The 25,909-nt window shown below is 58.8% G+C and carries 22 protein-coding genes; 15 read left to right on the top strand and 7 right to left on the bottom strand.

The window, feature by feature from the left end:
• Positions 1 to 30: 30 nt before the first annotated feature.
• Both DXC79_RS05410 and DXC79_RS05405 read left to right on the top strand, forming a co-directional pair.
• Positions 31 to 453: an XRE family transcriptional regulator gene (locus tag DXC79_RS05410; RefSeq protein ID WP_117635411.1), complete on the top strand. Its 423-nt coding sequence runs from the start codon at positions 31 to 33 to the stop codon at positions 451 to 453.
• 98 nt (positions 454 to 551) lie between these two features.
• Positions 552 to 1,931 carry a protein kinase gene (locus tag DXC79_RS05405; protein WP_158550971.1) on the top strand — a complete coding sequence of 460 codons (1,380 nt, stop codon included), beginning with the start codon at positions 552 to 554 and terminating at the stop codon, positions 1,929 to 1,931.
• A gap of 36 nt (positions 1,932 to 1,967) precedes the next feature.
• On the opposite strand, the gene DXC79_RS05400 is transcribed toward DXC79_RS05405, so the two are convergent.
• A complete protein-coding gene (locus tag DXC79_RS05400) occupies positions 1,968 to 3,101 on the bottom strand; it encodes a glucosaminidase domain-containing protein (RefSeq protein ID WP_117635409.1) in 1,134 nt (377 codons plus the stop codon).
• Between the two features lie 392 nt (positions 3,102 to 3,493).
• Here DXC79_RS05400 and DXC79_RS05395 point away from each other — a divergent pair, with 392 nt between their 5' ends.
• Together DXC79_RS05395 and DXC79_RS05390 are read left to right on the top strand one after the other, a co-directional pair.
• Positions 3,494 to 4,750 carry an ATP-grasp domain-containing protein gene (locus DXC79_RS05395; protein ID WP_117635408.1) on the top strand — a complete coding sequence of 419 codons (1,257 nt, stop codon included), beginning with the start codon at positions 3,494 to 3,496 and terminating at the stop codon, positions 4,748 to 4,750.
• An 84-nt stretch (positions 4,751 to 4,834) separates the two neighbouring features.
• The gene (locus tag DXC79_RS05390) at positions 4,835 to 5,581 is read left to right on the top strand and encodes an aspartate/glutamate racemase family protein (protein WP_055287235.1); all 747 of its coding nucleotides are present in this window, start codon (positions 4,835 to 4,837) and stop codon (positions 5,579 to 5,581) included.
• Positions 5,582 to 5,706: 125 nt separating this feature from the next.
• Here DXC79_RS05390 and DXC79_RS05385 read toward each other — a convergent pair whose 3' ends face one another.
• From DXC79_RS05385 to DXC79_RS05365, 5 genes are all read right to left on the bottom strand, one after another.
• Positions 5,707 to 6,453, bottom strand: a complete 747-nt coding sequence (locus DXC79_RS05385) for an energy-coupling factor transporter transmembrane protein EcfT (RefSeq protein ID WP_117635406.1) — start codon at positions 6,451 to 6,453, stop codon at positions 5,707 to 5,709.
• Positions 6,446 to 8,197, bottom strand: coding sequence for an ABC transporter ATP-binding protein (locus tag DXC79_RS05380; protein WP_117635405.1), 1,752 nt, complete (start codon positions 8,195 to 8,197; stop codon positions 6,446 to 6,448). The genes DXC79_RS05385 and DXC79_RS05380 overlap by 8 nt, the downstream gene beginning before the upstream one ends.
• 211 nt (positions 8,198 to 8,408) lie before the next feature.
• Positions 8,409 to 8,981: a hypothetical protein gene (locus DXC79_RS05375; protein WP_117635404.1), complete on the bottom strand. Its 573-nt coding sequence runs from the start codon at positions 8,979 to 8,981 to the stop codon at positions 8,409 to 8,411.
• A gap of 428 nt (positions 8,982 to 9,409) precedes the next feature.
• On the bottom strand, positions 9,410 to 11,212 hold the full coding sequence (locus DXC79_RS05370) for a C69 family dipeptidase (RefSeq protein ID WP_158550970.1): 1,803 nt from the start codon (positions 11,210 to 11,212) through the stop codon (positions 9,410 to 9,412).
• A gap of 407 nt (positions 11,213 to 11,619) precedes the next feature.
• The gene (locus DXC79_RS05365; RefSeq protein WP_117635402.1) at positions 11,620 to 12,537 is read right to left on the bottom strand and encodes a diacylglycerol kinase family protein; all 918 of its coding nucleotides are present in this window, start codon (positions 12,535 to 12,537) and stop codon (positions 11,620 to 11,622) included.
• 98 nt (positions 12,538 to 12,635) lie between these two features.
• On the opposite strand from DXC79_RS05365, the gene rnd reads away from it, so the two are divergent.
• The 9 genes from rnd to DXC79_RS05320 all read left to right on the top strand — a co-directional run bounded on the left by rnd (position 12,636) and on the right by DXC79_RS05320 (position 21,827).
• A complete protein-coding gene (gene rnd, locus DXC79_RS05360) occupies positions 12,636 to 13,769 on the top strand; it encodes a ribonuclease D (protein WP_117635401.1) in 1,134 nt (377 codons plus the stop codon).
• Between the two features lie 238 nt (positions 13,770 to 14,007).
• A complete protein-coding gene (locus DXC79_RS05355; protein WP_117635400.1) occupies positions 14,008 to 14,712 on the top strand; it encodes a zinc metallopeptidase in 705 nt (234 codons plus the stop codon).
• A 115-nt stretch (positions 14,713 to 14,827) separates the two neighbouring features.
• Positions 14,828 to 16,279, top strand: coding sequence for an exodeoxyribonuclease VII large subunit (gene xseA / locus DXC79_RS05350; protein WP_370445753.1), 1,452 nt, complete (start codon positions 14,828 to 14,830; stop codon positions 16,277 to 16,279).
• 42 nt (positions 16,280 to 16,321) lie between these two features.
• A complete protein-coding gene (gene xseB / locus DXC79_RS05345) occupies positions 16,322 to 16,588 on the top strand; it encodes an exodeoxyribonuclease VII small subunit (RefSeq protein ID WP_006234311.1) in 267 nt (88 codons plus the stop codon).
• Positions 16,589 to 16,637: 49 nt separating this feature from the next.
• Complete coding sequence (locus DXC79_RS05340; protein WP_035137921.1) at positions 16,638 to 16,973, top strand: histidine triad nucleotide-binding protein; 336 nt, start codon at positions 16,638 to 16,640, stop codon at positions 16,971 to 16,973.
• Positions 16,974 to 17,014: 41 nt separating this feature from the next.
• The gene (locus DXC79_RS05335) at positions 17,015 to 17,905 is read left to right on the top strand and encodes a LysR family transcriptional regulator (protein WP_117635399.1); all 891 of its coding nucleotides are present in this window, start codon (positions 17,015 to 17,017) and stop codon (positions 17,903 to 17,905) included.
• A gap of 119 nt (positions 17,906 to 18,024) precedes the next feature.
• Positions 18,025 to 19,185: an MFS transporter gene (locus DXC79_RS05330; protein ID WP_117635398.1), complete on the top strand. Its 1,161-nt coding sequence runs from the start codon at positions 18,025 to 18,027 to the stop codon at positions 19,183 to 19,185.
• Between the two features lie 120 nt (positions 19,186 to 19,305).
• Positions 19,306 to 20,484 (top strand): acetate/propionate family kinase, encoded by a 1,179-nt coding sequence (locus tag DXC79_RS05325; RefSeq protein WP_117635397.1) that lies wholly within the window; start codon positions 19,306 to 19,308, stop codon positions 20,482 to 20,484.
• Between the two features lie 164 nt (positions 20,485 to 20,648).
• Positions 20,649 to 21,827 (top strand): acetate/propionate family kinase, encoded by a 1,179-nt coding sequence (locus DXC79_RS05320; protein WP_117635396.1) that lies wholly within the window; start codon positions 20,649 to 20,651, stop codon positions 21,825 to 21,827.
• A 353-nt stretch (positions 21,828 to 22,180) separates the two neighbouring features.
• On the opposite strand, the gene pta is transcribed toward DXC79_RS05320, so the two are convergent.
• Positions 22,181 to 23,161 carry a phosphate acetyltransferase gene (gene pta, locus DXC79_RS05315; RefSeq protein ID WP_117583929.1) on the bottom strand — a complete coding sequence of 327 codons (981 nt, stop codon included), beginning with the start codon at positions 23,159 to 23,161 and terminating at the stop codon, positions 22,181 to 22,183.
• A 231-nt stretch (positions 23,162 to 23,392) separates the two neighbouring features.
• On the opposite strand from pta, the gene glf reads away from it, so the two are divergent.
• Together glf and DXC79_RS05305 are read left to right on the top strand one after the other, a co-directional pair.
• Positions 23,393 to 24,595 carry a UDP-galactopyranose mutase gene (gene glf, locus DXC79_RS05310; RefSeq protein ID WP_117635395.1) on the top strand — a complete coding sequence of 401 codons (1,203 nt, stop codon included), beginning with the start codon at positions 23,393 to 23,395 and terminating at the stop codon, positions 24,593 to 24,595.
• A complete protein-coding gene (locus tag DXC79_RS05305; protein ID WP_117635394.1) occupies positions 24,588 to 25,619 on the top strand; it encodes a glycosyltransferase family 2 protein in 1,032 nt (343 codons plus the stop codon). The genes glf and DXC79_RS05305 overlap by 8 nt, the downstream gene beginning before the upstream one ends.
• Positions 25,620 to 25,909: the final 290 nt, after the last annotated feature.

Genomic DNA, 25,909 nt, shown 5'->3' with positions numbered 1-25,909 from the left:
TGTTGCATGCACTGGGGGAGGTGAAGTCGTATGCCCGATAAAAAGCTGACCGAGGAGTTGCTCAACGAGCTTCTCGATGCGCCGAACATCGATGGCTATATCAGGGAGCACGACTTTGCCGCCCCGTCGCTTTCGGACTATCTGAAGCAGCTGCTGCAGGAAAAGGGCTTGGAGCGTTCGCGCGTGGTTCGTATGGCCGATCTCAATGAGACCTTTGGCTATCAGATCTTTACTGGTGCGCGTCACCCGAGTCGCAATAAGGTGCTGCAGATTGCCTTTGCGATGGCGCTGACGCTCAAAGAGACCAACCGTGCGCTGACGGCTGCCGGGGTAAGCGTCCTTAACTGTAAGGATCGCCGTGATGCGATTATCATCTTTTGCATCGATCGCGGGTGTAGCCTCCAAAAGGTCAACGAGGAGCTGTATCGCTTTGGCGAGGAGACGGTGAGTTAGCGGCTGATATCTGAGCCGGCGGAGCTGCCGAACAACGATGCAAACGAACGGGGCGCGGATGCCATGGGGTGTCTGCGCCCTGCGCTATGATGGAGGCTATGGATACTCAGACCCCAACATATCCCGATGACGAGCTGACCGCAGCGCTTGCCGAGCACCTGGCGTCGCTCGATCGCGACGACAGCTATCGCGTGGAGCGTGTACTTAAGCGCTCGTCCGTTGAAACAACTGAGCTCGTGTACTTTGAAGGAACCGGCGGTGGTTCGCTCGGCCCCTTTGTCCGTAAACGCATCGATGCTTCGGCTCAAATCGGCGGGGCATACGAGCGTCTGTTTGCCGCTCAACGGGCGGGCAGGCGTTTTGAGCACCTGCCCAGAATCGTCGATTGCCGTCGTGTGGGCGACGAGCTTAACGTGGTTATGGAATATATCGAAGGAGAGACGCTCGGGGTGCTGGTGGACCGTCTGGGAGCCACCCCCGATTATGCATGTGAATTGTATCCTGCCCTTTGCGACGCCGTGGGCGAGCTCCATGCCGGTTTTGCAATGGCGGGGGAGACGTCGGCGCCGGTGATCCATCGCGACCTCAAGCCATCGAATATCATCGTGACAGGTGCGAGCCGTACGCTCGATGAGGGCCTGACGTTTTCATCGCTGGTGATTATCGACTTGGGGATCGCGCGCGTATGGCGCGATGGCGCCGATGCCGACACCGTCAAGTTTGGCACGCGACCCTATGCGCCGCCCGAGCAGTATGGGTTTGGGCAGACGAGTGTGCGCAGCGACGTCTACGCACTTGGCGCCCTGTTGTTCTTCTGCTTGACGGGAATCGACCCTAAACCAGGGCTCGACATGCGCGAGCAATGCGAGGCGCGTGGCATTCCCACTCCACTTGCCGATGTCATCTGCATGTCGATGGCGCTCGACCCGGCTAAGCGTTTTGCGAGTGCGGAAGCGTTGGGACGGGCTACGCGCGCGGCATACGATCTGAGTCGCCCCGTGCGGCCTCCTGCGCCTGCGCCTGTCCGTACTCCGGCCTCGGAGACGGTGTTGACGCCCCAAGGGCTCCAGAACCCCGCAGGGCTTCCTAGGCCTGCCGCCTCCGCTGCATGCGGTCTGCTCTCTCGCGTTCCGGAGTCTCTGGGGCGCATTTGGAATACGCTTGTCTGCTTCTCGCTACTTGTGTTCTTTGCCGGAAGTCACTTTGCCGTCTTTCACCCCACGGGAGCAAACCAAGGCTACCCGACGTGGCTTCTCATAATCGAGTATTTTTTCTTTGTCGATGGCCTTATGGTGCTTATGCATTTTGCGCTGCTCGATAAGCGCCGTCTTCGTCGGCGATTCGTACTGCTCGACAGCTATCGCGGCAAGAAACTCGCGAAACTCTGGCTCAAGGCATTGGGTGTGCTGCTCCTATGCATGATCGTCATAGTCGCGGTTGCCAATGCGACCGGCGTCGTCGATACCTCCGCTACCTAAAAGAAAGGGCCCCATTGGGGCCCTTTGCAGTTGCACCTAGATGCGGTTCATCTGAGCGGCGACTTTGTTGTACCAGTCCTGCCACGTGGGCGGGCAGTACTTTTTGGCCGCTGCCGGGGTAAGGGTGGAGCCGTAGTTGGCGCCCAGATAGGCAACGTGAGCGGAGATGCCCTCGCTCCAGCTGCCAAAGCTGCGCCAACCGCCGCCACGGGCACTCCAGCCCCAGGCGTTGTAAGAATTGGCGCAATAAGCACCCTTGGTGCTCTCGATGCAGGCGATGGCGGGGGACCAACGGGGGTCGACACCGGTATTCCAAGCGGCGACGGCAAAGTTATAGCCCTGGCCTGCCATGGGGGAGCCGGCGAGATAATTGTCGATGCGGCTCGTCCACTCATTAATGAACGAATCGTAATCGGAACTACCGGTATTGGAGTTGTTCACCGTGGTGTCTATGGTGGTGTTGGTGTTGGTGGCCTGGCTGCTGGAATTGCCGCCGCTTACGCCCTCGCCCGAGAGCTTCTCGGCGGCAGCGGCCTTATCGGCCTCAAGCTTGGCAAGCTCGGCGGCATTTTCCTGCTCGGCTTTTGCCTGTGCCTCGCTGCGGAGCTGCTGGGCCTGCGCCAGCGCATCCTCGGCGTTTTTCTGCTCTGCCTCAAGCTGTGACTTGGCCTGCTGGAGCTCGGCCTTGTTCTGCTCGAGTTCGGTTTGCATATTATTGAGCTCTTCGATCTCGTCGACGCTCGAGCTCGTGATCTGGTTGGTGTATTTGCAGGTCGTGATGAACTCACCCAGGCTCTGCGCATTGACCAGGAAGCTCACGATGGGATTGGTGCCTTTCTGATACTTGTACAGATCGCGCATGGCGGAGCTTGCCTTGGCCTGCTGCTCGGGAAGTTTAGCCTCGATTTCCTCGATGCTTGCCTCATTGGAGTCAATCTGCTTTTGCAGGTCATCGAGTTTGGTGCGGGCGTCGTTGTAGGCGCTCGTGGCGGCTTCGATCTTCTGCTGGGCTGCGGAAAGCTGATCCTGCGTTGCCTGCGAGGCGGCATAGGCCGCGACGGGGGAGAGCATCGGCGTGGCCGTCAGCGCGACGGCGAGCGCGGCGCTCGTGATGATACGAGCCGGCTTCGACGCGATGAGCGCTGCGGTGCGATGGTTCGAATGCTGCATCCAGTCCCTCTGCAATCAATCGTAGGTTATTGGTCGAGGTGTATTCTACTACTGCTTTCGACCTCAACTTGAACCTTAAAGGTTCTAAAGGGTCAAGTTGAACTTGAGGCTTTGGCCTTGACCTGCGGGAATGGTGAATTGTTGAGAAACCATAGAGTTCAACTTTAACGTTACGGCACCCTGTTTGTGAGGGTTTTGGCTGTAAAAGTTGCCCTCACGTGGGGTTTTGCAACTACAAGGTCCCATCGCGGTGAGTGCGGCCTTCGTGCTGGACGATTACGTCGATTGCCATAGATACGGTGGAGCTTTGGCGTCGGCGGCTTGGCACGCTAGAATAAATCAGTTGCGCAAAGACCGCCCGTTGTGTGGGCAGTTCATGATAGGAAGTTTCCATGGCATTGCAATTTACAGAGCGCGAGTTCATTCCCGTGCTGCTCGGTGGCGACATCAACGCCTATTCGGTGGCGCGCGCCTTCTACGAGGAGTACCAGGTCAAGAGTCTGGTCTTTGGCAAGTACCAGACGGGTCCCGCGTACCGCAGCCAGATTATCGACTACACGCCCAACGTGGATATCGACACCATGCCCGTGATGCTCAAGACCGTCAACGGCATTGCCCAAGCGCATGCCGACAAGACGATTGTCCTTGTGGGCTGTGGCGACAACTACGTTGCCCTCGTGGCTCAGGCCAAGGATGCCCATGAGCTGGCGGATAACATCGTCGCTCCCTACGCGCCCTACAGCATGCTCGAGCAGTGCCAGAAGAAGGAGATCTTCTACGAGCTGTGCGAGAAGCATGGCGTGCCTTATCCGCATACCTTTACCTTCACCATGGCGATGCTCAATGCCCAGGGTGAGGCGCCTGCCGAAGTGCTCGACCAGATCGATTTTCCTTACCCGATGATTCTGAAGCCTTCTGATGGCATCATGTGGTGGCAGCACGAGTTCGAGGGCCAGAAGAAGGCCTATGAGATTGCCGACCGCGCCGAGCTGGAACAGGTCATTCGCGATTCGTATGCCAGCGGCTACACCGACGATTTGATCTTGCAGGATCGCGTGCCCGGCAACGACGAGTACATGCGCGTGCTCACCAGCTATTCCGACCGCAACGGCAAGGTGCGCATGATGTGCCTGGGCCATGTGCTGCTCGAGGAGCATCAGCCTCACGGTGTCGGCAACCACGCCTGTATCATCACCGAGCCCAATGACGAGCTCATGGGCGGCGTGCGCAAGTTGCTCGAGGACCTTCACTTTGTGGGCTATTCCAACTTTGACGTTAAGTACGACGAGCGCGACGGCTCGTTTAAGTTCTTCGATTTCAACACGCGCCAAGGCCGCAGCAACTACTACGTCACCAACAGCGGCTTTAACGTTGCCAAGTATGTGGTGGACGAGTATGTGTTCAACCGCCCGTTTGAACCGGAGTTTGTGACGGCGCAGGACGAGGCGCTGTGGATGGTCGTCCCCATGGGCGTCGTTGACAAGTATGTCAAGGACCCCGAGCTGCGTGCGAAGGCACACCGTCTGGCCAAGGAGGGCAAGGCTGCCGATCCTTCGTTTATGAAGGGCGATTTTGTCTTTAACCGCTGGTTGCGCATGTGGCACACCAAGCTGCGTCACTTTAAGCTGTTCAAGACGTATTACAAGTAGATGAGCGCGGCGCCCGCCCGGCTTGCATCGGACGGGCGCGGGTATGATGCGAGCAATTGCGTGGGCGTCACCAAGGAGGCGGCGATGGAAAAGCTGGGAGTTATCGGCGGCATGGGCGCCGAGGCCACGTCGTATTACTACGACCAGGTGGTGCGCCATACGGCTGCTGCCTGCGATCAGGAACATATCGACATGGTGGTGCTCTCCAAGTCGACCATGCCCGACCGCACGCTTGCCATTAAGACCGGCGAGCATGCCAAGCTGCTGGCGACCATGAAAGAGTGTGCCCAGGCACTCGAGTCGCTGGGCTGTGCGCACATTGCCATTCCCTGCAACACGTCGCACTACTTCTACGACCAGATCCAGTCGTTTACGAAGGTGCCGATTATCCACATGCCGCGTGAGTCGGTGCGCTATGCCCTTGCGGGTGCGGTGATGGGGGAGTGCGAGTTCGACCCCAACCTGAGTATGCCGGCCGAGCCGGTGCACAAGATTGGCATTATGGGCACCGACGGAACCGTGGGCGCGGGCGTCTACGGCCGCGAATGCGAGGCTGCGGGTGTTGAGGTCGTCTATCCCAGCGAGAAACGTCAGAACGATGTGATGTCGCTTATCTACGATGATGTGAAAGCCGGACGTGAGCCCGATATGGATAAGTTCGACCGCGTGATGTGGGAGTTCGCCCGTAGCGGCTGCGACCGTGTCATTCTGGCCTGCACCGAGCTATCGGTGCTGCAGAAGTATCGAGAGATGCCCGAGATCACCCTCGATGCCATGGATGTCCTGGTGCGCGAATCCATCATCCGCAGCGGCGCCCCCTACCGCCTCTAGCTTCCGACCTGTCAAAAAGGGACAGGTTAATTTTGGTAGGTTTTATCTGATGAAACAGTAAAGGCCTCGGCTCGTTTGGTGCGAGCCGAGGCCTTTTGCGTTGGGCGGTTGCTGCCGGTGGCGAACTAGAACAGGAAGCCGATGGCGATGAGGGCGATGCTGACGATGAGCACGGCGATGTCCAGGCCCTTGATGGGGTAGCGCTTGTACGAGCTGGCGCGTGTACGCAGATAGAAGCCGCGCTGTTCTGCCGCCAAGGCTGTGGCATCGGTCTTGCCCACGCTCGAGATGAGCAGTGGCACGCACAGTGGCAGCATGAGCTTAAGCTTCTTGATGGGTTTCTTGGTGTCGTACTCGACGCCGCGTGCGGTCTGCGCTTCCATGATGGCGTTCATCTCCTGACCAAACACCGGCACAAAGCGTAGCGCCGTGGTAAAGGTGAAGGCATAGCGATACGGCACGTGCAGCACCTCGACGCAGGCGTTGGCGAGGTCGTTGAGCTTGGTCACCATAAGCATGAGGATGAGTGGCAGCGCCACGCCCAACAGGCGTAGGCAGGCCTTCGATCCGGTAATGAGGCCCGTGTCGGTGATAAAGCCCCACACTATGTTGCCGTCGCGCATAAAGGCCAGCTGAAGCACCAGCATGATAAGTGCGAGCGGAATCAGCAGCTTGAGTAGCGAGAGCAGACGGTCGACGACACCGGCATAGGCGCCCAGTGCGAGGGTGAGTGCCAAAAAGCCCAACAGCGCCACGTAGGTGTCGGACAGGAAGATGCCGATGATGATGGCGGCGGCAAGGCCCAGTTTGACGACCGGGTTCAAGCGGTGCAGCAGTGTGTCGCCCGGCATATAGTCGATGACGTTAACCACGGTGGACCATCTCCTCGGTAATGCGAACGATATCGGTGACCTCGCTCACCTGTGCAAAAGCGGGCGAGACGGAAGATGCCAGACGGCGCGAGAGTTCAATAACCTGGGGAGGCTCCACGTAGGCACGCCGCATGAGATCGATATTCGAGAATAGCTCGTGCGTGCGGCCGCGGTCGAGGATGCGACCGTCGGCCATTACTACGATACGCTCGGCAAAGTCGGAAACGACTTCCATGTCGTGACAGACCATAATCACGGCGCAGCCGCGCTCGGCCATGGTGCGCACCGTTTCCATGACGGTCATGCACTCGCGGTAATCAAGGCCGCTCGTGGGCTCGTCGAGCACGACGATCTTGGGCTCAACAACTACGACGGAGGCAAGCGCCACCATTTGTCGCTGGCCGCGCGAAAGCGAGAAAGGTGCCTCATCGGCAGGCAGGCCAAAGCGGTCGATAACGAGTCGAGCGCGACGCAGAGCCTCGGCAGGGTCGATGCCGGCAAGCTCTAGGCCAAAAGCGACCTCGTCGAGTACGGTATCCTTGCAGATCTGGCGGTCGGGGTTTTGGAAGAGGGTTGCGACTTCGCGGGCGATGCGGCTCGTGGGAACGGCTGCGGTGTCCAGCCCCGTGACGCGCACGCTGCCCGAGGCGGGCTTGAGCAGGCCTGTGAGCAGCTTGGTGAGCGTGGTCTTGCCGGCACCGTTTTGGCCGACGATGCCCACGAGCTCGCCAGGATAGAGCGTCAGGCTAAGGTCGTGGACGGCGGCGCCGCCATTGGGATAGGCAAACTCAACGTGATCGAAGGTGAGCACGGGCTCGGCGTCCTTGGCATGAGGGCGCAACGACGGTGCATGCGGGGAGCCGGCGGGCGCCTGGGCTTCGCTGGCCGCGTGTGCGGGGTCGACGATGCCCGAAATCAGGCGCTCGGCCTCGTCGACATCCAAGCAAGGGGTACCGCTTACCAGGCCATCGGCCTCGAGGCTATTGAAGATACGCGTGACGCGAGGGCAGTCGACGCCGATGGCACGGAGCTCGTCGGTATGCGCGAAGACCTCGTGTGGTTCGCCCTGCAGCGCGATTTCGCCATGGTTGAGCACGAGCGCGCGGTTGCAGTACTCCGAGAGCAGGGCGACCTTTTGCTCAACGACGACGATGGTAATTCCAAGTGCGCGGTTTGCCTCACGCAGCGTCTCGAAGACCAATGTGGAGCTGGCGGGGTCGAGTGCCGCGGTGGGCTCGTCGAGAACCAAGACGCGCGGACGCATGGCGAGGATGGCGGCGATGGCTACCTTTTGCTTCTGTCCGCCCGAGAGGGTGGCGATCTCGCGGTCGCGCAAGTCGCTGATGCCGACGGTCTCGAGCGTTTCGCTCACGCGCTGCTCGATCTGGTCGTGGGGAACGCCAAAGTTCTCGAGGCCAAAGAGCATCTCATCCTCGACGACCGAAGCGACCATCTGCGTGTCGATATCCTGCAGCACACTGCCGACGATTTGCGACACGTCGGTGAGCGAGGCTTCGCAGGTGTCGTGGCCGTCAACCATGACGGCCCCAAAGAACGTGCCGGTGTAGTGGTGGGGCACGGCACCCGACAGGCAGGCGGCAAGCGTGGACTTGCCGGCGCCCGAGGGCCCGATGATGCCGATGAAATCTCCCTTGTTCACGCTGAGCGAGATGTGGCTGAGCGCCCGCTCGGTCTGCGTGCCATAGGAGAACGAGACATCGTCGACGTTGATGATCGTTTCCATGGATACCTTTCATAGTCATTGGGGACGTTCTTTAATGACTAGTCGTTTAAGAACGTCCCCAAGAGCTAGCTGTTTGGGACAGTCTTTGCTGGTGGAGTGCGGAGACGCTTTACGAGGGGCCCCAGGTTGGCGCGAAAGGGGAGCGAAGCGTACTTGGGTACGCGAGCGACGAATGAACGCCAAGATGGGGTGGCTCGTAAAGCCGAGCAGGTTAGTTGAGCTTCAGGGCCTTCTGAATGGGCAGATAGAGGGCGCCGACCAGAATGGCGTTAAAGACGGCGGTCATGGCGACGACGGGCAACATAGCGGCGGCGAGCTCGCCGACCACGCCAAGCATGGCCATCTTGATAACCATGAAGATGACGCCGGAGACAAAGGTGGTCACGAAGGTAGCGACGATGGCGACGGCAGGCTTAACCTGACCGTTCTTGCCGGCGGCGTTGACGATGCCGGCCATGAGCATGGCGGCGATGCCCTCGGCGGCAAAATCGACGAACGGCGAAGTGGTGGTGATCTGGATCACGGCAGCCGAGATGAGGCCAATGACGAGCGCCTGGCCGATGTTGGGGCGAACGACCAGGATGGTGAGGCAGAAGGCCGAGATGATGAACTCGGGGCTGATCATGCCGCCCGAGATGCCCGAGATTGCCTTGCCGACGGTGAAGTTGAGGATGAAGCCGGCGGCGAGCAGGATGGCGAGCAGGACGAGGGCGCGGACATCGAGTTTGCCGCGATCGGCGGTCTGGACGGTGCGGGGCTGGGTGGCGGTGGTGTTCTGAGACATGGTGAAAATCCTTTCGGAAGGGGATTGCAAGAGAAAAGCGGAGGCGCGTGATGCGAATGCGATCGGGCTCGAGATAGAAAAAGGCCCCCGGTCGAAACCGGAGGCCTTCCAATCACCTAGAGCGCAAAAACAGGCGTGAGGGACTCACTGTCGACCGATCGTATTCGCATCACGCCACCACCAGTTGTTGAGAGACTTCATCGTGTTCTTCATGTTGGTGGCTCCTTTCGTGATGCCGTGGCGCGGTCGCACCTAGTTGCTGTTGCGTTGCACTATAGCACAGCGAAGTGTGTGCGGGGAAATCTTTTTTAAAAAGATTTCAGGCGGGTTTCCCGGGTTTCCCGTGGGTTTCCCGTCGGCCAAAAAGGCGGGTTAAGCGGGCGAGGCTGCCATTGCTGCCTTGCCCGCTCAGTTAGGACATGAGGGCCTTAGGCCTTCTTGCGACGATAGAGCACGAAGCCGCAGACACCGATGATGACGACGGCGCCAACGGCCATGGCGGCCATGTTGTTGCCCTCGGACTTCTCCTCGGTTGCCTCTTCCTTAACCTCGGGCTCGGCAACGTCCTCATCGGAGAGGGCCTCGTCGGCGTAGGTGATGGACTCGACCAGGCAATCGTTGTCGGCATCGTAGTCACTCGGGACGAACTCCTCGGAGAAATCCTCCTCCTTGAGGTAGTCACGCATCTCCTCGAGCATAGCCTTGCACTTGAGGTAGGTGTTCTTGGTGGCAGCCTTGCCGGCCTTGTTTGCCAGGGCGGTGCGGGCCTCGGTGCCCTCAGTGGCCTGCATAGCATCGTCGACGGTTAGGTTCTGCTCGATGAGTTCCTTCTGCAGGGCGTCGAGATAGGCGCGGACGCCGGTGGCGCAGTGGTCGCGGTTCTCATAGGCGAGTGTGTTGATGTCCATGAGGACGTAGTTGATGGAGTTCTTGGGCTCCTCGTTGTTCACGACGTCTTCCTCTTCGCAGTGATCGAAGGAGACATCCTGATCGCTGAAGTAGGGGCTGACCTCGGTGAGCAGTGCGGAGTAGAAGGGGATGGCGACGGAGAATTCGGCGTTGGAGAGCATCTCCCACTGAATGGTCGCGATCTCGGGGTCCATGCCCTGACGGATCTGGAAGGTGTGGATCTCGGTGTTGCGGTTGGAGCCAATGGCATAGGCGCCGTCGGTGTTGGCGTTGAGGCCGGCGACATTCTCGCCACGAGTAGCAAAGCTGCGGATCATCTCAAAGGTGTTCCAGTCGGACTTGCCGGGCTGGAAGAACAGCGGCTGCATCTCGTGGACCAGGGCGCCGGTCGTGGCGCGAGCATCTTCGCGCTCGTCCTTAACGATCTCGTAGTCGGTGCCCTCGGCAAGCGGAGCCATGAAGTAATCGCGGCCCTGGATATAGCGCGACCAAGAATGCATGGCTTGCTCGCTAATTTCCTCACCGTAGGTCTGGGCAACGTCGAACTGGCCGTCATCGAAGTACTTGGCAAAGCCCTTTTCTTCGGGCATGGTCTGAATGTCCTTGGAGTGGAGGCAGTTCTCGGTGTCGTCGAGGTTAACCTTGTAGTTAAGGTTGCCGATGTTGGGGTTGACCGAGGCGATGTCGTCGGTGAGCTTCATGGCAATCCACTGATGGCCAGAAAGTCCGGCGAACAGCCAGGTCTCGTTGTTGTCGGCGATGATGATCTGGTCGTTGGTGCAGATGCCCTGCTCATCGACCAGACTTCCGAGGAGCTCGACGCCCTCGCGGGCCGTGGCGCTCTCGCCCAAGATGACGCTGGCGTAGTTGTACTCACCGATGCCGGTCTCCTCGGTGAGGGGATCGGCCTCCTCAGCCTTCTCGTTGTAGGAGGTGCTCAGCGTGGCAGAGCAGGAGACGCCCTTCTCGTTGATGCCAGCCTCGGAATAAGCGTCATAGCGATCTTCCCACTGAGAGGGGTTGTCGCGAACGAAGGTGTAGCGATACGTGGGGCCCGTGGACTTGTACTCAAAGCCGGATTCGAGCGAGGTGTACTTGCTACCGTCCTTGTGCGCAGGCTCAATGCCAAAGTGCTTGATATAGCGTGTGCTAAAGTCCTCTGCGCGGCCGTAGTACGTGTTGCCGTCCGCCGTGAGTTTGCTGCCCATGTAGATCTGGGTGCAAGCGAGTGCCGAGGTCGGCATGGCCATAATGGCCGCAGCTCCGAATGCAAGGCCGCAGCCAAGCTTCTTGAGCGTGTTGACGGGATGAGTAAGCCTCATAATCCCTCCCAACCGTTGAAACCCCGCGGAACCGTGCAGGATTTCAGCTAATAAATACATCTATTAGCCTATCGGAAGTCTAAAGAGTATTCACTAGATTCGATGAAATACTCGATGAGTGTCATAAAATATGCGATGAGCGGATAAGAATACTCATTTTGTAGCTTTAGTTAAATAAAGGCACCCTGCATTTACTGCAGTGGAATAAAGCACCAGACAATACTCAAAAAAACTCTCCCGCTGTTTAGAATTTGCATAAACAGCGGGAGAGTCGATAACCGGATGAATATCATGCCAATGTGGTTTTACTTCTTCCGGCGGTGGATCACGTTGATCGCATAGCCGACGAGCATGGCCAAAACGATGACGATAAAGCCGAGCAGGGGATTGTCGTTCATGGGGTCCTCCTATTTTCCGAGCGGGGAGAATTCGTCGACGATGAGGTCGAGGCATTGCGGAAGTGCGCGGGCACCAAAGACGCCCGAGTTGCTGGAGATGATCTCGCCATCGAACTGCATGCCCAACGACGGCGTGCAGGTGATCTTGGCTTCCTTGGTCTGGATGATTTTGAACTGCGGGCGCCCGAGTACCTTGCCGGCGGGGTCAAGCGCAGCGGTGATCACAGTAGGCAGCAGCTGCACGGTGCGCACGGGTTCGATGACCGCAATGTCGACCATGCCATCGTTCATGCGGCAGTCGGGGAACAGGTTGATGTCGTTTTGGATGACCGAGGTGTTGCCGGCCATGCAGCAGATGCCGTCGAGCTCCTCGACAATGCCGTCATGCTCAATCGCAAAGTGCGCTACCGTAGGGTTGGGCGTGGCGAGCGCAGAGAGGAAGTAGGCGATCTCGCCGATGTCGTTTTTAGTGGGGGCGGCCTTCATCATAATCTCAGCGTCAAAGCCCGAGCCGGCGATGATGATGAAGCCGTGGCGCTTCTCGTTGCCGTCCTCGTCGAGCCAAAAGAGCTCGCCCATGTCTACTTTGACCGTGCGACCGGCGCGGCAAGCCTTGGCAAGCGCCGCTGCCTCGGGGGCATTACCGATGTTGTTAAAGAACAAGCAGGCTGTGCCGGAGGGGAAGACGAGCGTGGGGACACCGCACCCGCGCATCTGGTCGAGCACGTTGGAGACAGTGCCGTCGCCGCCCGAAACGACCACGCGGTCGAACTCGCGCACGTCTGCCACGGCGTCCTCGGGCTCCATGCCATCACCGATAAAACGCATCACGACCTCGTCGCCGCCCTGCGCGAGGGCGTGCGTGAATGCGTAGATTTCATCTGAGCTGGGGCCCGATGCCGGGTTGTGGATGATAAGGCAGCGCATACTTACGTTCCCGTTCTGTGACTAACCGAGTATAGTTGTAAGGCAATGCCGATATCCTACCCGTGTTTTTCGGGCCTAACCTTATTCGATGGGTTGATATGTACATTTCCACACATCAGGCTCTACTCGACTTTTGCCAGCGCGCCCGTGAGTTCGACGCGATTGCCGTCGATACCGAGTTTTTGCGCGAGCGCACGTTCCATCCACGTCTGTGTTTGGTCCAGATTGCCACCCCTGCCGAGAGCGTAGCGGTCGATCCCCTGGTAATCGACGACCTATCGCCGCTGGCCGAGCTTATGGCCGACGAGAGCGTGACCAAGGTCTTCCACGCGTGCTCGCAGGATATGGAGGTCATGCTCCATACCGTAGGCGTACTGCCGCGTCCCATTTTTGACACGCAGGTGGCCGCCGCCTTTTTGGGCGAGCGTCAGCAGATTTCGTATGGCGCGCTTGTCCAGACGTTCTGCGGCGTATCGCTGCCCAAGACCGAGTCGCTGACCGACTGGTCGCGCCGCCCGCTGACCGATAAGCAGATTGAGTATGCGATCGATGACGTCAAGTACCTGATCGTTGCCTATACCGAGATGATGAGCCGCCTGCGCGAGCTGGGTCGCGTGGACTGGGTGCTCGACGAGCTGCGCCCGCTGACTGACGAGTCGCACTATCGCGCCGATCGCCACGAGGCGTTCCGCAAGGTCAAGCGCATCAACTCGTGCAGCCGCCACCAGCTGGGCATCGCGCGCGAGCTCGCCGCCTGGCGCGAGGACCGCGCCGAGCGCCGTAACATCCCGCGCAAGTGGGTCATGTCCGACGACACGCTGCTTGCGCTCGTTAAGCGCAATCCCGTGCGCGTTGAGGAGTTCCGCAGCATCCGCGGCACCGATCAGCTGGGGGAGCGCGACGTGGACGGTGCGCTCATGGCTATCAAGCGCGGCGCAAGCTGCCCGCACGATCGCCTGCCGCTCATGGTGCGCGGGCATCGCCAGATCTCTCCGGAGTTGGAGAGCGTGACGGACCTGATGTACGCGCTCATCCGCCTGGTTGCCGAACGCTCGGGCGTGGCGACCTCGGTCATTGCCTCGCGCGATGACCTGGCCGACTATATTGAGCATCCCGAGCAGAGCCCCCTGCGCGAAGGCTGGCGTTTTGAGCTTGTGGGTTCGCGCCTGGACGATCTGCTCTCGGGCAATATGGGGCTGACGGTGAAGGACGGCAAAATTGAATTGCTATAGGTATATAGTTACGCGGTTTTACCAAACCGCGTAACAGCTCGACGCTGCAAACGGCCGAGAGCGGCAATCTGACGTTCAATCGTCGCTCGCGTACCAAAGTACGCGACGCTTCTCTTTCACGTCACCTTGCTCGCTCTCGACCGTTTTCGCTGACATTGCCAAAACATCGATGTTGATTTGCTGGTCAGTCGAGTGGGTAGAATGCCTCCAACGTGTAACTCGATTCGGAGGAATTCGCATGCCCTATTACTATGGTTACGGCTTTGGCATCGACCCGCTGTACCTGCTGGTTGTTCTTGTCTGCACAGTGCTTGGCCTTGCCGCACAGAACTATATCAACTCGACGTACAAAACCTGGTCCAAGGTTCGCTCGGACGGCGACACGGGCGCCACGGTCGCTCGCCGCATGCTCGACGCCAACGGCTGCAACGCCGTGGGTATCAAGGGTGTCGCCGGCGAGCTCACCGACCATTACAACCCGCAGGACAATAACCTGTATCTCTCGGACGCCAACCGTTCGGGCGGGTCGGTCGCAAGCGTTGCCGTCGCCTGCCACGAGGCGGGCCATGCCGCCCAGCGCCAAAGCGGTTACGCCATGATGAAGGTTCGCACCGCCCTCGTGCCGGTCGTCAACTTTACCCAGAACACCTGGACCATCGTGTTGCTCTTGGGCCTGTTTATGAACATTGCCGGGCTCACGACCCTCGCGCTGATCTTCTTCTCGTTTAGCGTGCTGTTCCAACTGGTTACGCTGCCGGTCGAGATTGATGCCAGCCGCCGCGCCGTGGCGTACATCGAGCAGTCGGGCATGAGCTCCAAGCAGGTCAACGGTGCCAAGAAGGTGCTGACAGCGGCCGCGCTTACCTATGTGGCCGCAGCGCTCACTTCGATCATTCAGCTGCTCTATCTTATGGCTCGTTACAACAGAAACTCCAACCGATAACAAGTGGGACCGACGGGCGCCGCGGGGATTTGTGTCCCCGCGGCGCTGTACTATGTGTTGGATTTGAATTAGCGCAGGGCCGGAGCCCATGTGCACGATGACGAAAGGGGGCTGCGTGGCAGGCTGGAATCTAACCGGCAATGCCGTTTCCGCCGAGTTCGACGGATCGGACGAGCAGGAGCGCAAAGAGCTCAGCGTGAGCCAAGCGGTGGAGATCGCTGCCGGTGCGCTCGATGCCATTCCGCAGCTGAGCGTTCTGGGCGAGGTCACGGGTTTCCGCGGTCCCAATGCCCGAAGCGGCCACTGCTACTTCCAAATCAAGGACGACTCGGCGGCCGTCGACTGCATCATCTGGAAGGGCGCCTACCTTAAGCGTACCTTCGATCTGCGTGATGGCATGCAGGTGAGCTTTAGGGGCAGTTTCAATCTCTACAAGCCTACGGGTCGCATGAGCTTCGTTGCCCGCTCGTTCTCGCTGGCGGGGGAGGGCTTGCTGCGTCAGCAGGTGGCTCAGTTGGCCGAAAAGCTACGCCGCGAGGGCCTGATGGACGAGGCACGCAAGCGTCGCATCCCGGTGTTTTGCTCGCGCGTGGCGGTCGTCACCTCGCTTTCGGGCGCCGTAATCGACGACGTCAAGCGTACGCTGCGCCGTCGCAACCCGCTCGTCGAGCTTGTCTGCGTGGGTGCAAAGGTCCAGGGCGAGGGTGCGCCGGCGGAGCTTATTGAAGGCTTGCGCCGCGCCGCCGCCATTACGCCGGCGCCCGATTGCATTTTGCTGGTGCGCGGCGGCGGTTCCTTTGAGGACCTCATGACCTTTAACGACGAGGAGCTTGCTCGTGCGGTGGCGGCTTGTCCCGTGCCTGTGGTGACGGGTATTGGGCATGAGCCCGATACCTCGATCTGCGACATGGTGAGCGACCGTCGCGCCTCCACGCCCACGGCAGCGGCAGAATCGGTGGCGCCGGCTATGACGGAGTTGGCCGACGTGCTCGAGGCGCGCCATCAGCGTCTGGGTGCCGCGATGGCATCGATGATTGGGTCGGCCCAGGTCGACCTGGAGATGCTCGATCAGCGCGGTCGCCGTGCCTGGGATACCTATACGGCTCGCTTGGGTGATGCGCTCGATGCCGCTGCGTGTCGCCCGTGCCTCAACGACCCCACATTTATGGTCGAGCGTCGCGAATCGGAGCTTGCGCTGACTGCCGATCGCCTGTCGGGCGCCATAGTACGCTCGGTCGGGACATTCCGCTCCAACTTCGAGCGTCTGCCCGAGCGCTTGATCGCAAGCACCTCGGGGCTCGATGGCAAGCGCCATGCGATCACGCTCGCGAGTTCCCGTCTGGAGCATCAGGGACGTACGATGCTCAGCAAACCCGCATCCGACCTGGGCCGTGCGGCAGCCTCGCTCGATGCCTTGTCGCCGCTCAAGGTGCTTGCCCGCGGTTACTCCATCGCGTACAGCGATGATGGTGTGGCTACGAGCGCCAAGACCTTTAAGCCGGGCGACGCCATCCGCGTGCGCATGGCGGACGGCAACGTGTCGGCAACCGTCAATGCGGTCGAGTAGGCCGCGTTTCACAGTGATAGACTCTTAGGAAAGGAAACAGATATGGCAGAGAAGACCCCGGTTGAGCAGCTTACGTACAAGCAGGCTTCTCAGGAGTTGGAGCTCATTATCCGCAGCTTGGAGTCGGGCGATATGGAGCTCGAGGAGTCGCTCGAGAGCTATACCCGCGGCGTCGAGCTCCTCAAAAGCCTGCGCACCCGCTTGTCCGATGCCGAGCAGAAGGTCTCGGTGCTCCTTAAGGACGTCGACGGCAACGACGTGCTCGCCGACGGCGAAGCCGCCAACACGGACGACAACCTCTCGTTCTAACCATCCCGACCAAATATAATTACCTTGGTCTGTGAGAAAGGAACCAGCCATGTGTGATTGCATCTTCTGCAAAATTGCCAACCACGAGATCCCCTCGACCGTTGTCTATGAGGACGACCAGGTCATCGCGTTCGACGACCTCAACCCCCAGGCGCCGGTCCACACGCTCGTGATCCCAAAGAAGCACTACAGCGACATCGCCGACAACGTGCCGGCCGAGACCATGGGCGCCATGGCTCACGCCATCCAGGAGGTCGCCAAGGCCAAGGGTCTGGAGGACGGTTTCCGCGTCATCTCCAACAAGGGCGTCAATGCCGGCCAGACCGTCATGCACTTCCACATGCATGTCCTCGGCGGCAAAAACCTGGGCGAGAACCTCATCTGAGGGCGCGTAGCCCGTCGACTTGGCTGCCTTTGGAGTAATCTATGCAGCTTTCTCAACTCGAATACCTTCAAGCGGTAGCGAACTATGGCGGCGTGCGCAAGGCAGCTCGCGCCGTTCATGTGAGCCCGCAGGCCGTTTCGTCGGCAATCAAAAAGTTGGAATCTGAGTATCAGATTGTTTTGCTCGACCGATCGGCGGGGGAGGCTGTTTTGTCTCCGTCGGGCAGAGAATTTGCGCGTCGTGCACGCGTGATCTTGGCACAAGTCGACGATCTCAAAAAGTACGCTCAATCGAGGGATGACGGCGTCTTGCCCGACGATCATTTTCGTCTTTACGCCCCCTGCCTTCATGGGCGGGGGCGTCTTTTTGACGAAAACTGGTACGACTCGTTTGAGAGTTCGCACCCTCAGATTCACCTTGATGTGTGGCATCAGCCAACGGCTACATGCTTTGAATCACTTGTGCTTGGCATTTCGGATGCGGCTATCTCATTCGAGGAACCACGGGACAGCGTCCTTTCTTCAAAATATTTGGGTGAAAAGGAGCTCAAGGTTCTTTCATGCCCAGCGGGTCATCAATCTGTGGGCGCCATGACCATTCGCGAGTTACTGGGCGGCAGGCTCGCTGTTCCCATTAATTTGTCACCCTGTCTCAATGCTATTAACCAATGCCCTGAAGCCCAGCTCGTCAATTTTCGCTTCCGTGATGTTGAATACGGAAGCAGGGCTCAGACTGAGTTTCTTCAAGCTGGGGGATTGATATTGAGTTTGTCTGGGTCCTCTCTCGCATCGGATGGGTCAGAAGTGAGTGAGTACTCCATTGAAGGTTCGCGTGATGTAACCTTGCCTATCTACTTTTGCTATCGGCAAAATTCCTGGACTGATCGACACCAGACGGTTTTTCTGCACCTATTGCGTCATCTTGCTTCGTGAAATTAATTGGCTTCGAGACGTCAAGTGATTATTGACGCCTTGTAACACATAGCTGACAGCTTTGCCCTCATGCTTTTCCAAGATTCCGATTTAGATTGCTGACTCTTGGAGGGCGGAGCATGAAAAACCGTACGGTTTTGCTTTATATGACGTTCGTTTTTCTGTCGAACTTCAGCACCATTTTGTATTTTTTGACGGTTTACCTTGAGTTCGTCGGGCTTTCGATGGTAGCGATTTCTGGCATGATGATTGCGTACCAGGTAAGCAAATTTGCTCTCGAGATTCCTACCGGCTATATCGCCGATAGATTTGGGCGAAAGATAAGTGGCCTGGTGGGTATCGCGGGAATGCTCGGATACTACGCTGCCCTGCTCCTCATACGATCTCCTCTGCTTTTGATAGGTGCGTTTGCCCTCAAGGGTTTTGCCGTCGCATGCGTGAGCGGTTCTATTGAGGCAATCTATATCGATTCCGTCTCCCAAGATCAGCTCGTTAGGCTTAATGTGGTTGAGCGATTCGTCTTTTACGCATCTTATGCTCTTTCCGCGTGTGTGGGCGGCTTCATCTCGTCAGAAGGTGCATATTTCATCGGTCTTTCGGCCGATATCTTTGCGATGGTATTGACGATACTTGTCGTTGCCTGCATTCCCGAAACGAAAGGGAAAGGTAGCGCTGCGGCTTCTATGAGCCAAATTAGCCCGAGGATGATTTGGACTGCCATTGCGGGCAATGGCACGCTTCGCTCGGCGTTCGTCATGGACTGTTCTCAGGCATTTGCTTTTGTCGCCCTGGAAGACTTTTTCTCACTGCTGCTTGCGGGTCGCGGAATGAATGCCGTCGCTTCGGGTGTGACCATTGCGGTTCAGCTCCTTGCCTCGGCCTCCATGGGACTTATTGTGCCCTGTGCGATTGCTCATGTCGACAAGGGCCGCTTTGCGCGTATTTGCGGCATCGTTCGCTTAGTATTGACAGCTTTGTTTTTGATCCCCCTTACTCCGGCTAATTTGCTGCCCGTGTTCTATGTGCTGCAGACGGTTGCGTACTCGTTATTTGCTCCAATTAAATACTCAATTTTTCAAAAGGCAGCCGATTCTTCGATGCGCTGTTCACTGATTTCGGTTCAAAGCCAGATGGTGGCGGTGGGTGCCGTTCTTTTCTATCTGCTCAACGCTGTGTTGAGTAGCGTTGCGGGCATTCGAGTCGTATTGCTTGTCGCGCTCGGGATTTCTTCCCTTGTGTATATCCCCGCGCTATTTCGTCTTACAAGCCAAAGGTCATGAGTATTTGGGCACCGATAACTTATATATCAACGCAATAAACCCGAGCGCGAGGGCGTTTGGGTTTATTATTGAAGCGTATGTAACCTGGCGGCGCCACACCGCCTGTTAGTAGGGAGACACATGAACGTTCTGGTCGTCAACGCAGGATCTTCGACCCTTAAGTATCAGGTCATCGATACCAAGTCCCACAAGGTGTCCGCAAAGGGCTCCTGCGAGCGCGTCTGTTTTACCGGCGGTACCTTCACCCACGCTGCCAACGGCTCCAAGAAGGTGACCGAGAACATCGAGTTCCCCGACCACAAGGTCGCCATCGAGGTCGTCCTGAAGGACCTCGAGGCCAACGGCGTCAAGATCGAGGGTATCGGCCACCGTATCGTTCAGGGCGGTTGGTACTTCGGTGATTCCTCCCTCGTCGACGAGGACGTCCTCGCCAAGATCCGCGAGGTTGCTCCGCTCGCCCCGCTGCACAATAACCCCGAGGCCAACGTTATCGAGTACTGCCTGGAGCAGTATCCCGACCTGCCCAACGTCACGGTCTATGACACCGCTTTCCACTTCAACATGCCCGAGGTCGCCAAGACTTACGCTCTGCCCAAGGATGTTTGCGACAAGCTGCACATTCGTAAGTACGGCGCCCACGGCACCAGCTACCGCTACATCTCCAAGAAGGTCGCCGAGATGACCAACGGCGGGGCCCGCAAGGTCGTCGTGTGCCACATCGGTTCCGGTGCCTCCCTGTGCGCCATCGAGGACGGCAAGTGCATGGACACCACCATGGGTCTCACCCCGCTTGACGGCGTCATGATGGGCACCCGCTGTGGCTCCATCGACCCGGCTACCGTGTGCTACCTGCAGCGCGAGGGCGGCTACACCTTCGACGAGGTTGACGAGATGATGAACAAGAAGTCCGGCCTTTTGGCTGTGACCGGTGGCAAGACCAACGATTGCCGCAACGTCGAGGAGCTCGCTGCCGCTGGCGACCCCGAGGCTCAGCTCGCCTTCGACATGTTTGTCTACAAGATTGCCGCCAAGGCTGCCGAGATGGCCACTTCTATGTGCGGTATGGACACCCTGGTCTTTACCGCCGGCATCGGCGAGCACGCTCCGGCCGTCCGCGCCGGCGTTGCCGACCGCCTGGCCTTTATGGACGTCAAGATGGATCATGCCCGCAACGCCCTGCGTGGTGACGGCGCTTGGTGCCTGTCTGCCAAGGATTCCAAGGTCAAGATTTTCGTCATCCCCACGGACGAGGAGTTCATGATCGCTTCCGACGTCGAGCGCATCGTCAACGGCAAGTAATTGCAAGAGGGGAGGGGCTGGACGACCGAGCGCCGTTCAGCCCCTCTTTTGAACTCGTTGGGCGATATGCCTGATAGCTATTTATCAAGTTGTGATAACTTCTTATTAACATACGGCCGCCTTAAGGGGTCTGCGCCGACCGTATCGCACTGCAAAGGAGTCTCATGAACGTACTTGTTGTCAACGCCGGCAGCTCGAGCCTTAAATATCAGCTTTTGGATACCGATACCCGCGAGGTTTTCGCCAAGGGCAACTGCGAGCGTATCGGCTCGGACATGGGCATCTTTGGCCACTCCGAGAACGGTGGTGCCAAGCAGACCGAGGAGATTCCTTTTCCCGATCATCGCTGCGCCATTGCGCGCGTGCTCGAGGAGCTCGAGAAGACCGACTTTACGATCGATGGCATCGGCCACCGTATCGTTCAGGGTGGCTGGCACTTCGATGATTCCGCGGTCGTCGACGATGAGGTCATGGCTAAGATCCTCGAGGTTGCTCCGCTCGCCCCGCTGCACAATTACGGCGAGGCCGCGGCAATCGAATATTGCCGCGAGAAGTATCCGGAGCTGCCCAACGTGGCCGTCTTCGACACCTCGTTCCACATGACCATGCCCGAGGTCGCCTACACCTACGCGCTGCCCAAGGACGTGTGCGACAAGTACCACGTGCGCAAGTACGGTGCCCACGGCACGAGTCACCGCTATGAGTGGATGATGGCCAAGGAGATCCTGGGCTCGCGCTGCCACCGCCTGCTCTCGTGCCATTTGGGCAACGGCGCCTCGCTTGCCGCCATCGAGGACGGTGTATGCCGCGATACCACGATGGGTCTCACGCCGCTCGACGGCCTGATGATGGGCACCCGTTGTGGTTCCATTGACCCGGCTACCGTGTGCTACCTGCAGCGCGAGGGCGGCTACAGCTACCAGGAAGTCGATGACATGATGAACAGGCAGTCTGGTCTGCTTGCCATCTCGGGCATCTCCAACGACGCCCGTGACATCCGTACGCGCGCCTCCGAGGGCGACGAGCGCTGCCTGCTCGCCTTCGATATGTTCGCCTACAAGGCCATGCAGCAGGCCGGCTCCATGATCGCTTCCATGGCGGGCGTCGACACCATTACCTTTACCGCCGGCATCGGCGAGAATGACTGGTCGATCCGCAAGGCCTTCTGCGACTGCTTCGAGTGGCTGGGCGTGCGCATCGACAACAACAAGAACCGCGAGGCCGTGGGCAACGGTCCGCAGGTCATCAGCGCCGCCGGTTCCGCCGTCACGGTCATGGTCATCCCCACCGACGAGGAATACATGATCGCCCACGACGTCGAGCGTCTGACCGCGAATAACTAGTGCGTTCGCTTGCGATTGAACGAAAGGCCTCCTGAGCAGCAGCTCAGGAGGCCTTTTTGCTAGCAGGCGGAAATTCCAGTCCCAAAGTGATCATCACCAGTAACGCCTGCGCTCCCAGCAACGACACCCATCCATTCAGATCCTCAGCCCCAGCTCGTAGCCAAGCCGCCGTCCACTCCAGATGCTCTGAATGCTTCGTAGCAGTAGAAGGCCGTACGGGCTAACCCCTGAAAACATTCCGCAGAACCAGAAACGCCCCCGTTCGTAGCTCCGAAGGAGCAGAACGGGGGCGTTTCATTGGTCGGGGACGTTTTCAGGGGTTAGCCCGTACGGCCTTCGGGCGAGTGCGTCCGCTACTCAGCCATCTGAGCCTGGACGGCGGTGATGGCTACGACACCCACGATGTCGTCGGCAGAGCAGCCGCGCGAAAGGTCGTTAACCGGCTTGGCGATGCCCTGCAGGATGGGGCCGTAAGCGTCGGCGCCGGCGAAGCGCTGGACCAGCTTGTAGCCGATGTTGCCGGCCTCGAGATCGGGGAACACAAGCACGTTGGCCTTGCCGGCAACGGAGGAGCCGGGGGCCTTGAGCTGGGCGACGGTGGGAACGATGGCGGCGTCGAGCTGCAGGTCGCCATCGATGGCGAGCTCGGGAGCCTTCTCCTTGCAGAACTTAACGGCCTCCTGGACCTTCTTGGCGACCTCGCCGCCGGCGGAGCCCATGGTGGAGTAGGAAAGCATGGCCACGTGCGGCTCGACGCTGCCCATAAAGGTGGACCAGGAGTGAGCGGAGGCGATGGCGATCTCGGATAGCTCGTCGGAGGACGGGTTGATGTTGAGGCCGCAGTCGGCGAAGATCAGCGTGCCGTCGGTGCCGAACTGCGGGGTGTCGGTGCACATCACGAAGAAGGCCGAGACCAGCTTTGTGCCCGGGGCGGTCTTGAGGATCTGCAGCGCGGGGCGCAGGGTGTCGGCGGTAGAGTGGCAGGCGCCGGAGACCAGGCCGTCAGCATCGCCCATCTTGACCATCATGGTGCCAAAGTAGGTGGCGTCCATCACCTGGGCTCGAGCCTGCTCGATGGTAACGCCCTTCTTGGCGCGGAGCTCGGCAAACTTCTGCGCGTACTCCTCGTGCTTCTCGGCGTTGCGCGGATCGATGACGGTGGCGCCGGGGACGTTGATCTCGTTGGGATCGCCCAGGATGACGATGTTGGCCAGGCCTTCCTCGATGATCTTGTTGGCCGCGACGATGGTGCGCGGATCCTCGCCCTCGGGCAGGACGATGGTCTTAAGGTCGGCCTTGGCGGCAGACTTCATACGGTTTAGGAAATCGCTCATGTTACTCCTTGCAAGCGTTTCGCTAAGCTCCAGGCGCCCGGCTGTTCACGAATAAACCCGCTGCTAGCGGGTTTACCTTTCAATTATGTACGCCGCGGTGCTTGAGCTTTCCTTGTGTGGCAAGCTCATTATAGGACGCATTAGCGCTATAATCGCTCTGATAAATATGTCTCGAAGAATGTTCGAGAAAAGCCCAGCTAACGAGCCCGTGGCTTTTGACAAGGAGTATCGATGCAGATTACCTCAGGCCTGCCTGAAGGCTTTAACGCCGGCGCGTACGACATGATTGTCGTCGGTGCTGGATATGCCGGTGCCGTTTGCGCCCGCCGTCTTGCCGAGACCATCGGCTATCGTGTTGCCGTTTTGGAGCGCCGTAGCCACATTGCGGGCAATGCCTATGACTGCACTGACGAGGCCGGAATCCTGGTCCACGAGTACGGTCCGCATATCTATCACACCTTTAACGAGCGCGTGCACAATTTCCTGTCGCGCTTTACCAAGTGGACGGATTATCAGCACAAGGTGCTCGCCAACATCAACGGCACCCTTATGCCCGTGCCTTTCAACCATGCGAGTCTCAAGCTCGCCTTTGGTGACGAGCGCGGCGAGGAGCTGTATCAGAAGCTCGTGGAGACCTTTGGCAAGGATGTCAAGGTGCCCATCATGGAGCTGCGTAAGAAGAACGACCCGGATCTTGCCGAGGTCGCCGATTACGTCTACGAGAACGTCTTTTTGCATTACACCATGAAGCAGTGGGGCCAGACGCCCGATCAGATCGACCCCTCGATCACCGGCCGCGTTCCCATCTTTGTGGGCGATGATGACCGCTACTTCCCGCAGGCTCCCTTCCAGGGCATGCCGCAGGACGGCTATACCGCGCTGTTCGAGCATATGCTCGACCACGATCTGATTGATGTGTTCTGCGACGTGGACGCCCGCGACCTCTTCGAGATCGACGAGACCACCGTCAAGATCGACGGTAAGGTCTATGGCGGCGAGATCGTTTATACCGGTCCGCTCGATGAGCTGTTCAACCTCGACCTGGGCGCTCTGCCGTACCGTACGCTCGATATGAAGTTCGAGACGCTCGATATGGACCAGTTCCAGCCTGTGGGCACCGTCAATTACACCACGAGCGAGGATTACACGCGTATCACCGAGTTCAAGAACATGACTGGTCAGGTCCTGCCCGGCAAGACCACCATCATGAAGGAGTACTCCAAGGCCTATACGCCCGGCTCGGGCGAGACGCCGTACTACGCCATTCTTGAGCCCGAGAACCGTGAGCTCTATGAGCGCTATCTTGAGCGCGTCCAGAACCTGACGAACTTCCACCCGGTGGGTCGTCTGGCCGAGTATCGTTACTACGATATGGACGCCGTGACCAATTCCGCCCTCGATCTTTCGGATGAGATTATCGCCTGCCATGCATAAAGTCATAACATTCGGTATTCCCTCGTATAACGCCGCCAAGGACATGGACCATTGCATCACCTCCATTTTGGAGGGGAGCAATTTCGCCACCGATATCGAGATTATCGTGGTGGACGACGGCTCCAAGGACGAGACGGCCGCCAAGGCCGACGAGTGGGAGGCCCGTTATCCTGGAATCATCCGCGCGGTGCACCAGGAGAATGGCGGTCACGGTATTGCCGTCCTTTCGGGTCTGCGCGAGGCGCAGGGCACCTACTACAAGGTTGTCGACTCGGACGACTGGCTTGACGGCGCTGCCCTTTCGACCATGCTGTCGATTCTGCGCGGCTTTGAAGAGCGCGACCAGCGCGTTGACCTGTTTATCTCGAACTACGTGTACGAGAAGGTTTACGAGGGTACTCATACTGCCATTGGTTACAAGTTTGCCCTGCCGCGAAAAAAGATCTTTACCTGGGACCAGATCGGCCATTTCCGTTTGGACCAGAATCTGCTCATGCACAGCCTGTGCTATCGCACAGATGTGCTGCGCGAGTCCAACCTGCCCATGCCGCCGCACACGTTCTATGTGGACAACATCTACGCCTACGTGCCGCTGCCGCGTTGCAAGACCATGTACTACGCCGACATCGACCTCTATCGCTACTTTATCGGTCGCGAGGGCCAGAGTGTCAACGAGGCCACGATGGTCAAGCGTCTGGACCAGCAGTTCCGTGTTACGCGTATCATGATGGAGTCGTACCACCTGTACAGCGATGTCGAGTCGTCGCGTCTGCGTTCGTACATGATGGGCTACTTCACCATGATGATGGCGATCTGCTCGGTGCTCACCAAGCTTTCCGACGAGGATTTCGCCGATGAGCGCCTGAAGACGCTATGGAGCGATTTAAAGGCCTACGACGAGCGCATGTATCGTCGTGCTCGCTACGGCGTGGTCGGCTTCTTCACTAACCTCCGCGGTCGTGCCGGAGACAAAACCACACTCGGCCTATACCGTCTTGCCTCAAAGATCTTCAAATTCAACTAACTGCCGAGTAATCGCTGCTGTTAGGTTGACTGGGCCCCTTGGCCTTTAGTTTGCTACTGCGAACAGTCCTGCTCGCACGGAAAGCACATTAAGTGCTTTCCGGCTCGTGCGGAACTTGTATCAAACTAACGGCCAAGGGGCCTCTGCTATATGAATCGATTGTCAGGTTAGTTGAATTTGAAGACCTTAGACGCGCGGTACACAGGGGCCTGAGCTGAAAAGAATAAGGTTGGAAGTCGGTCGGAGGCGGGCGGGCATTACGTTTGTCGCGAGTTCCGCATGCAAAGAAG

The organism is Collinsella sp. TF08-11AT (genome assembly GCF_003437035.1).
Lineage (GTDB): Bacteria > Actinomycetota > Coriobacteriia > Coriobacteriales > Coriobacteriaceae > Collinsella.
This window is presented reverse-complemented; position numbering and strand designations above follow the sequence as displayed.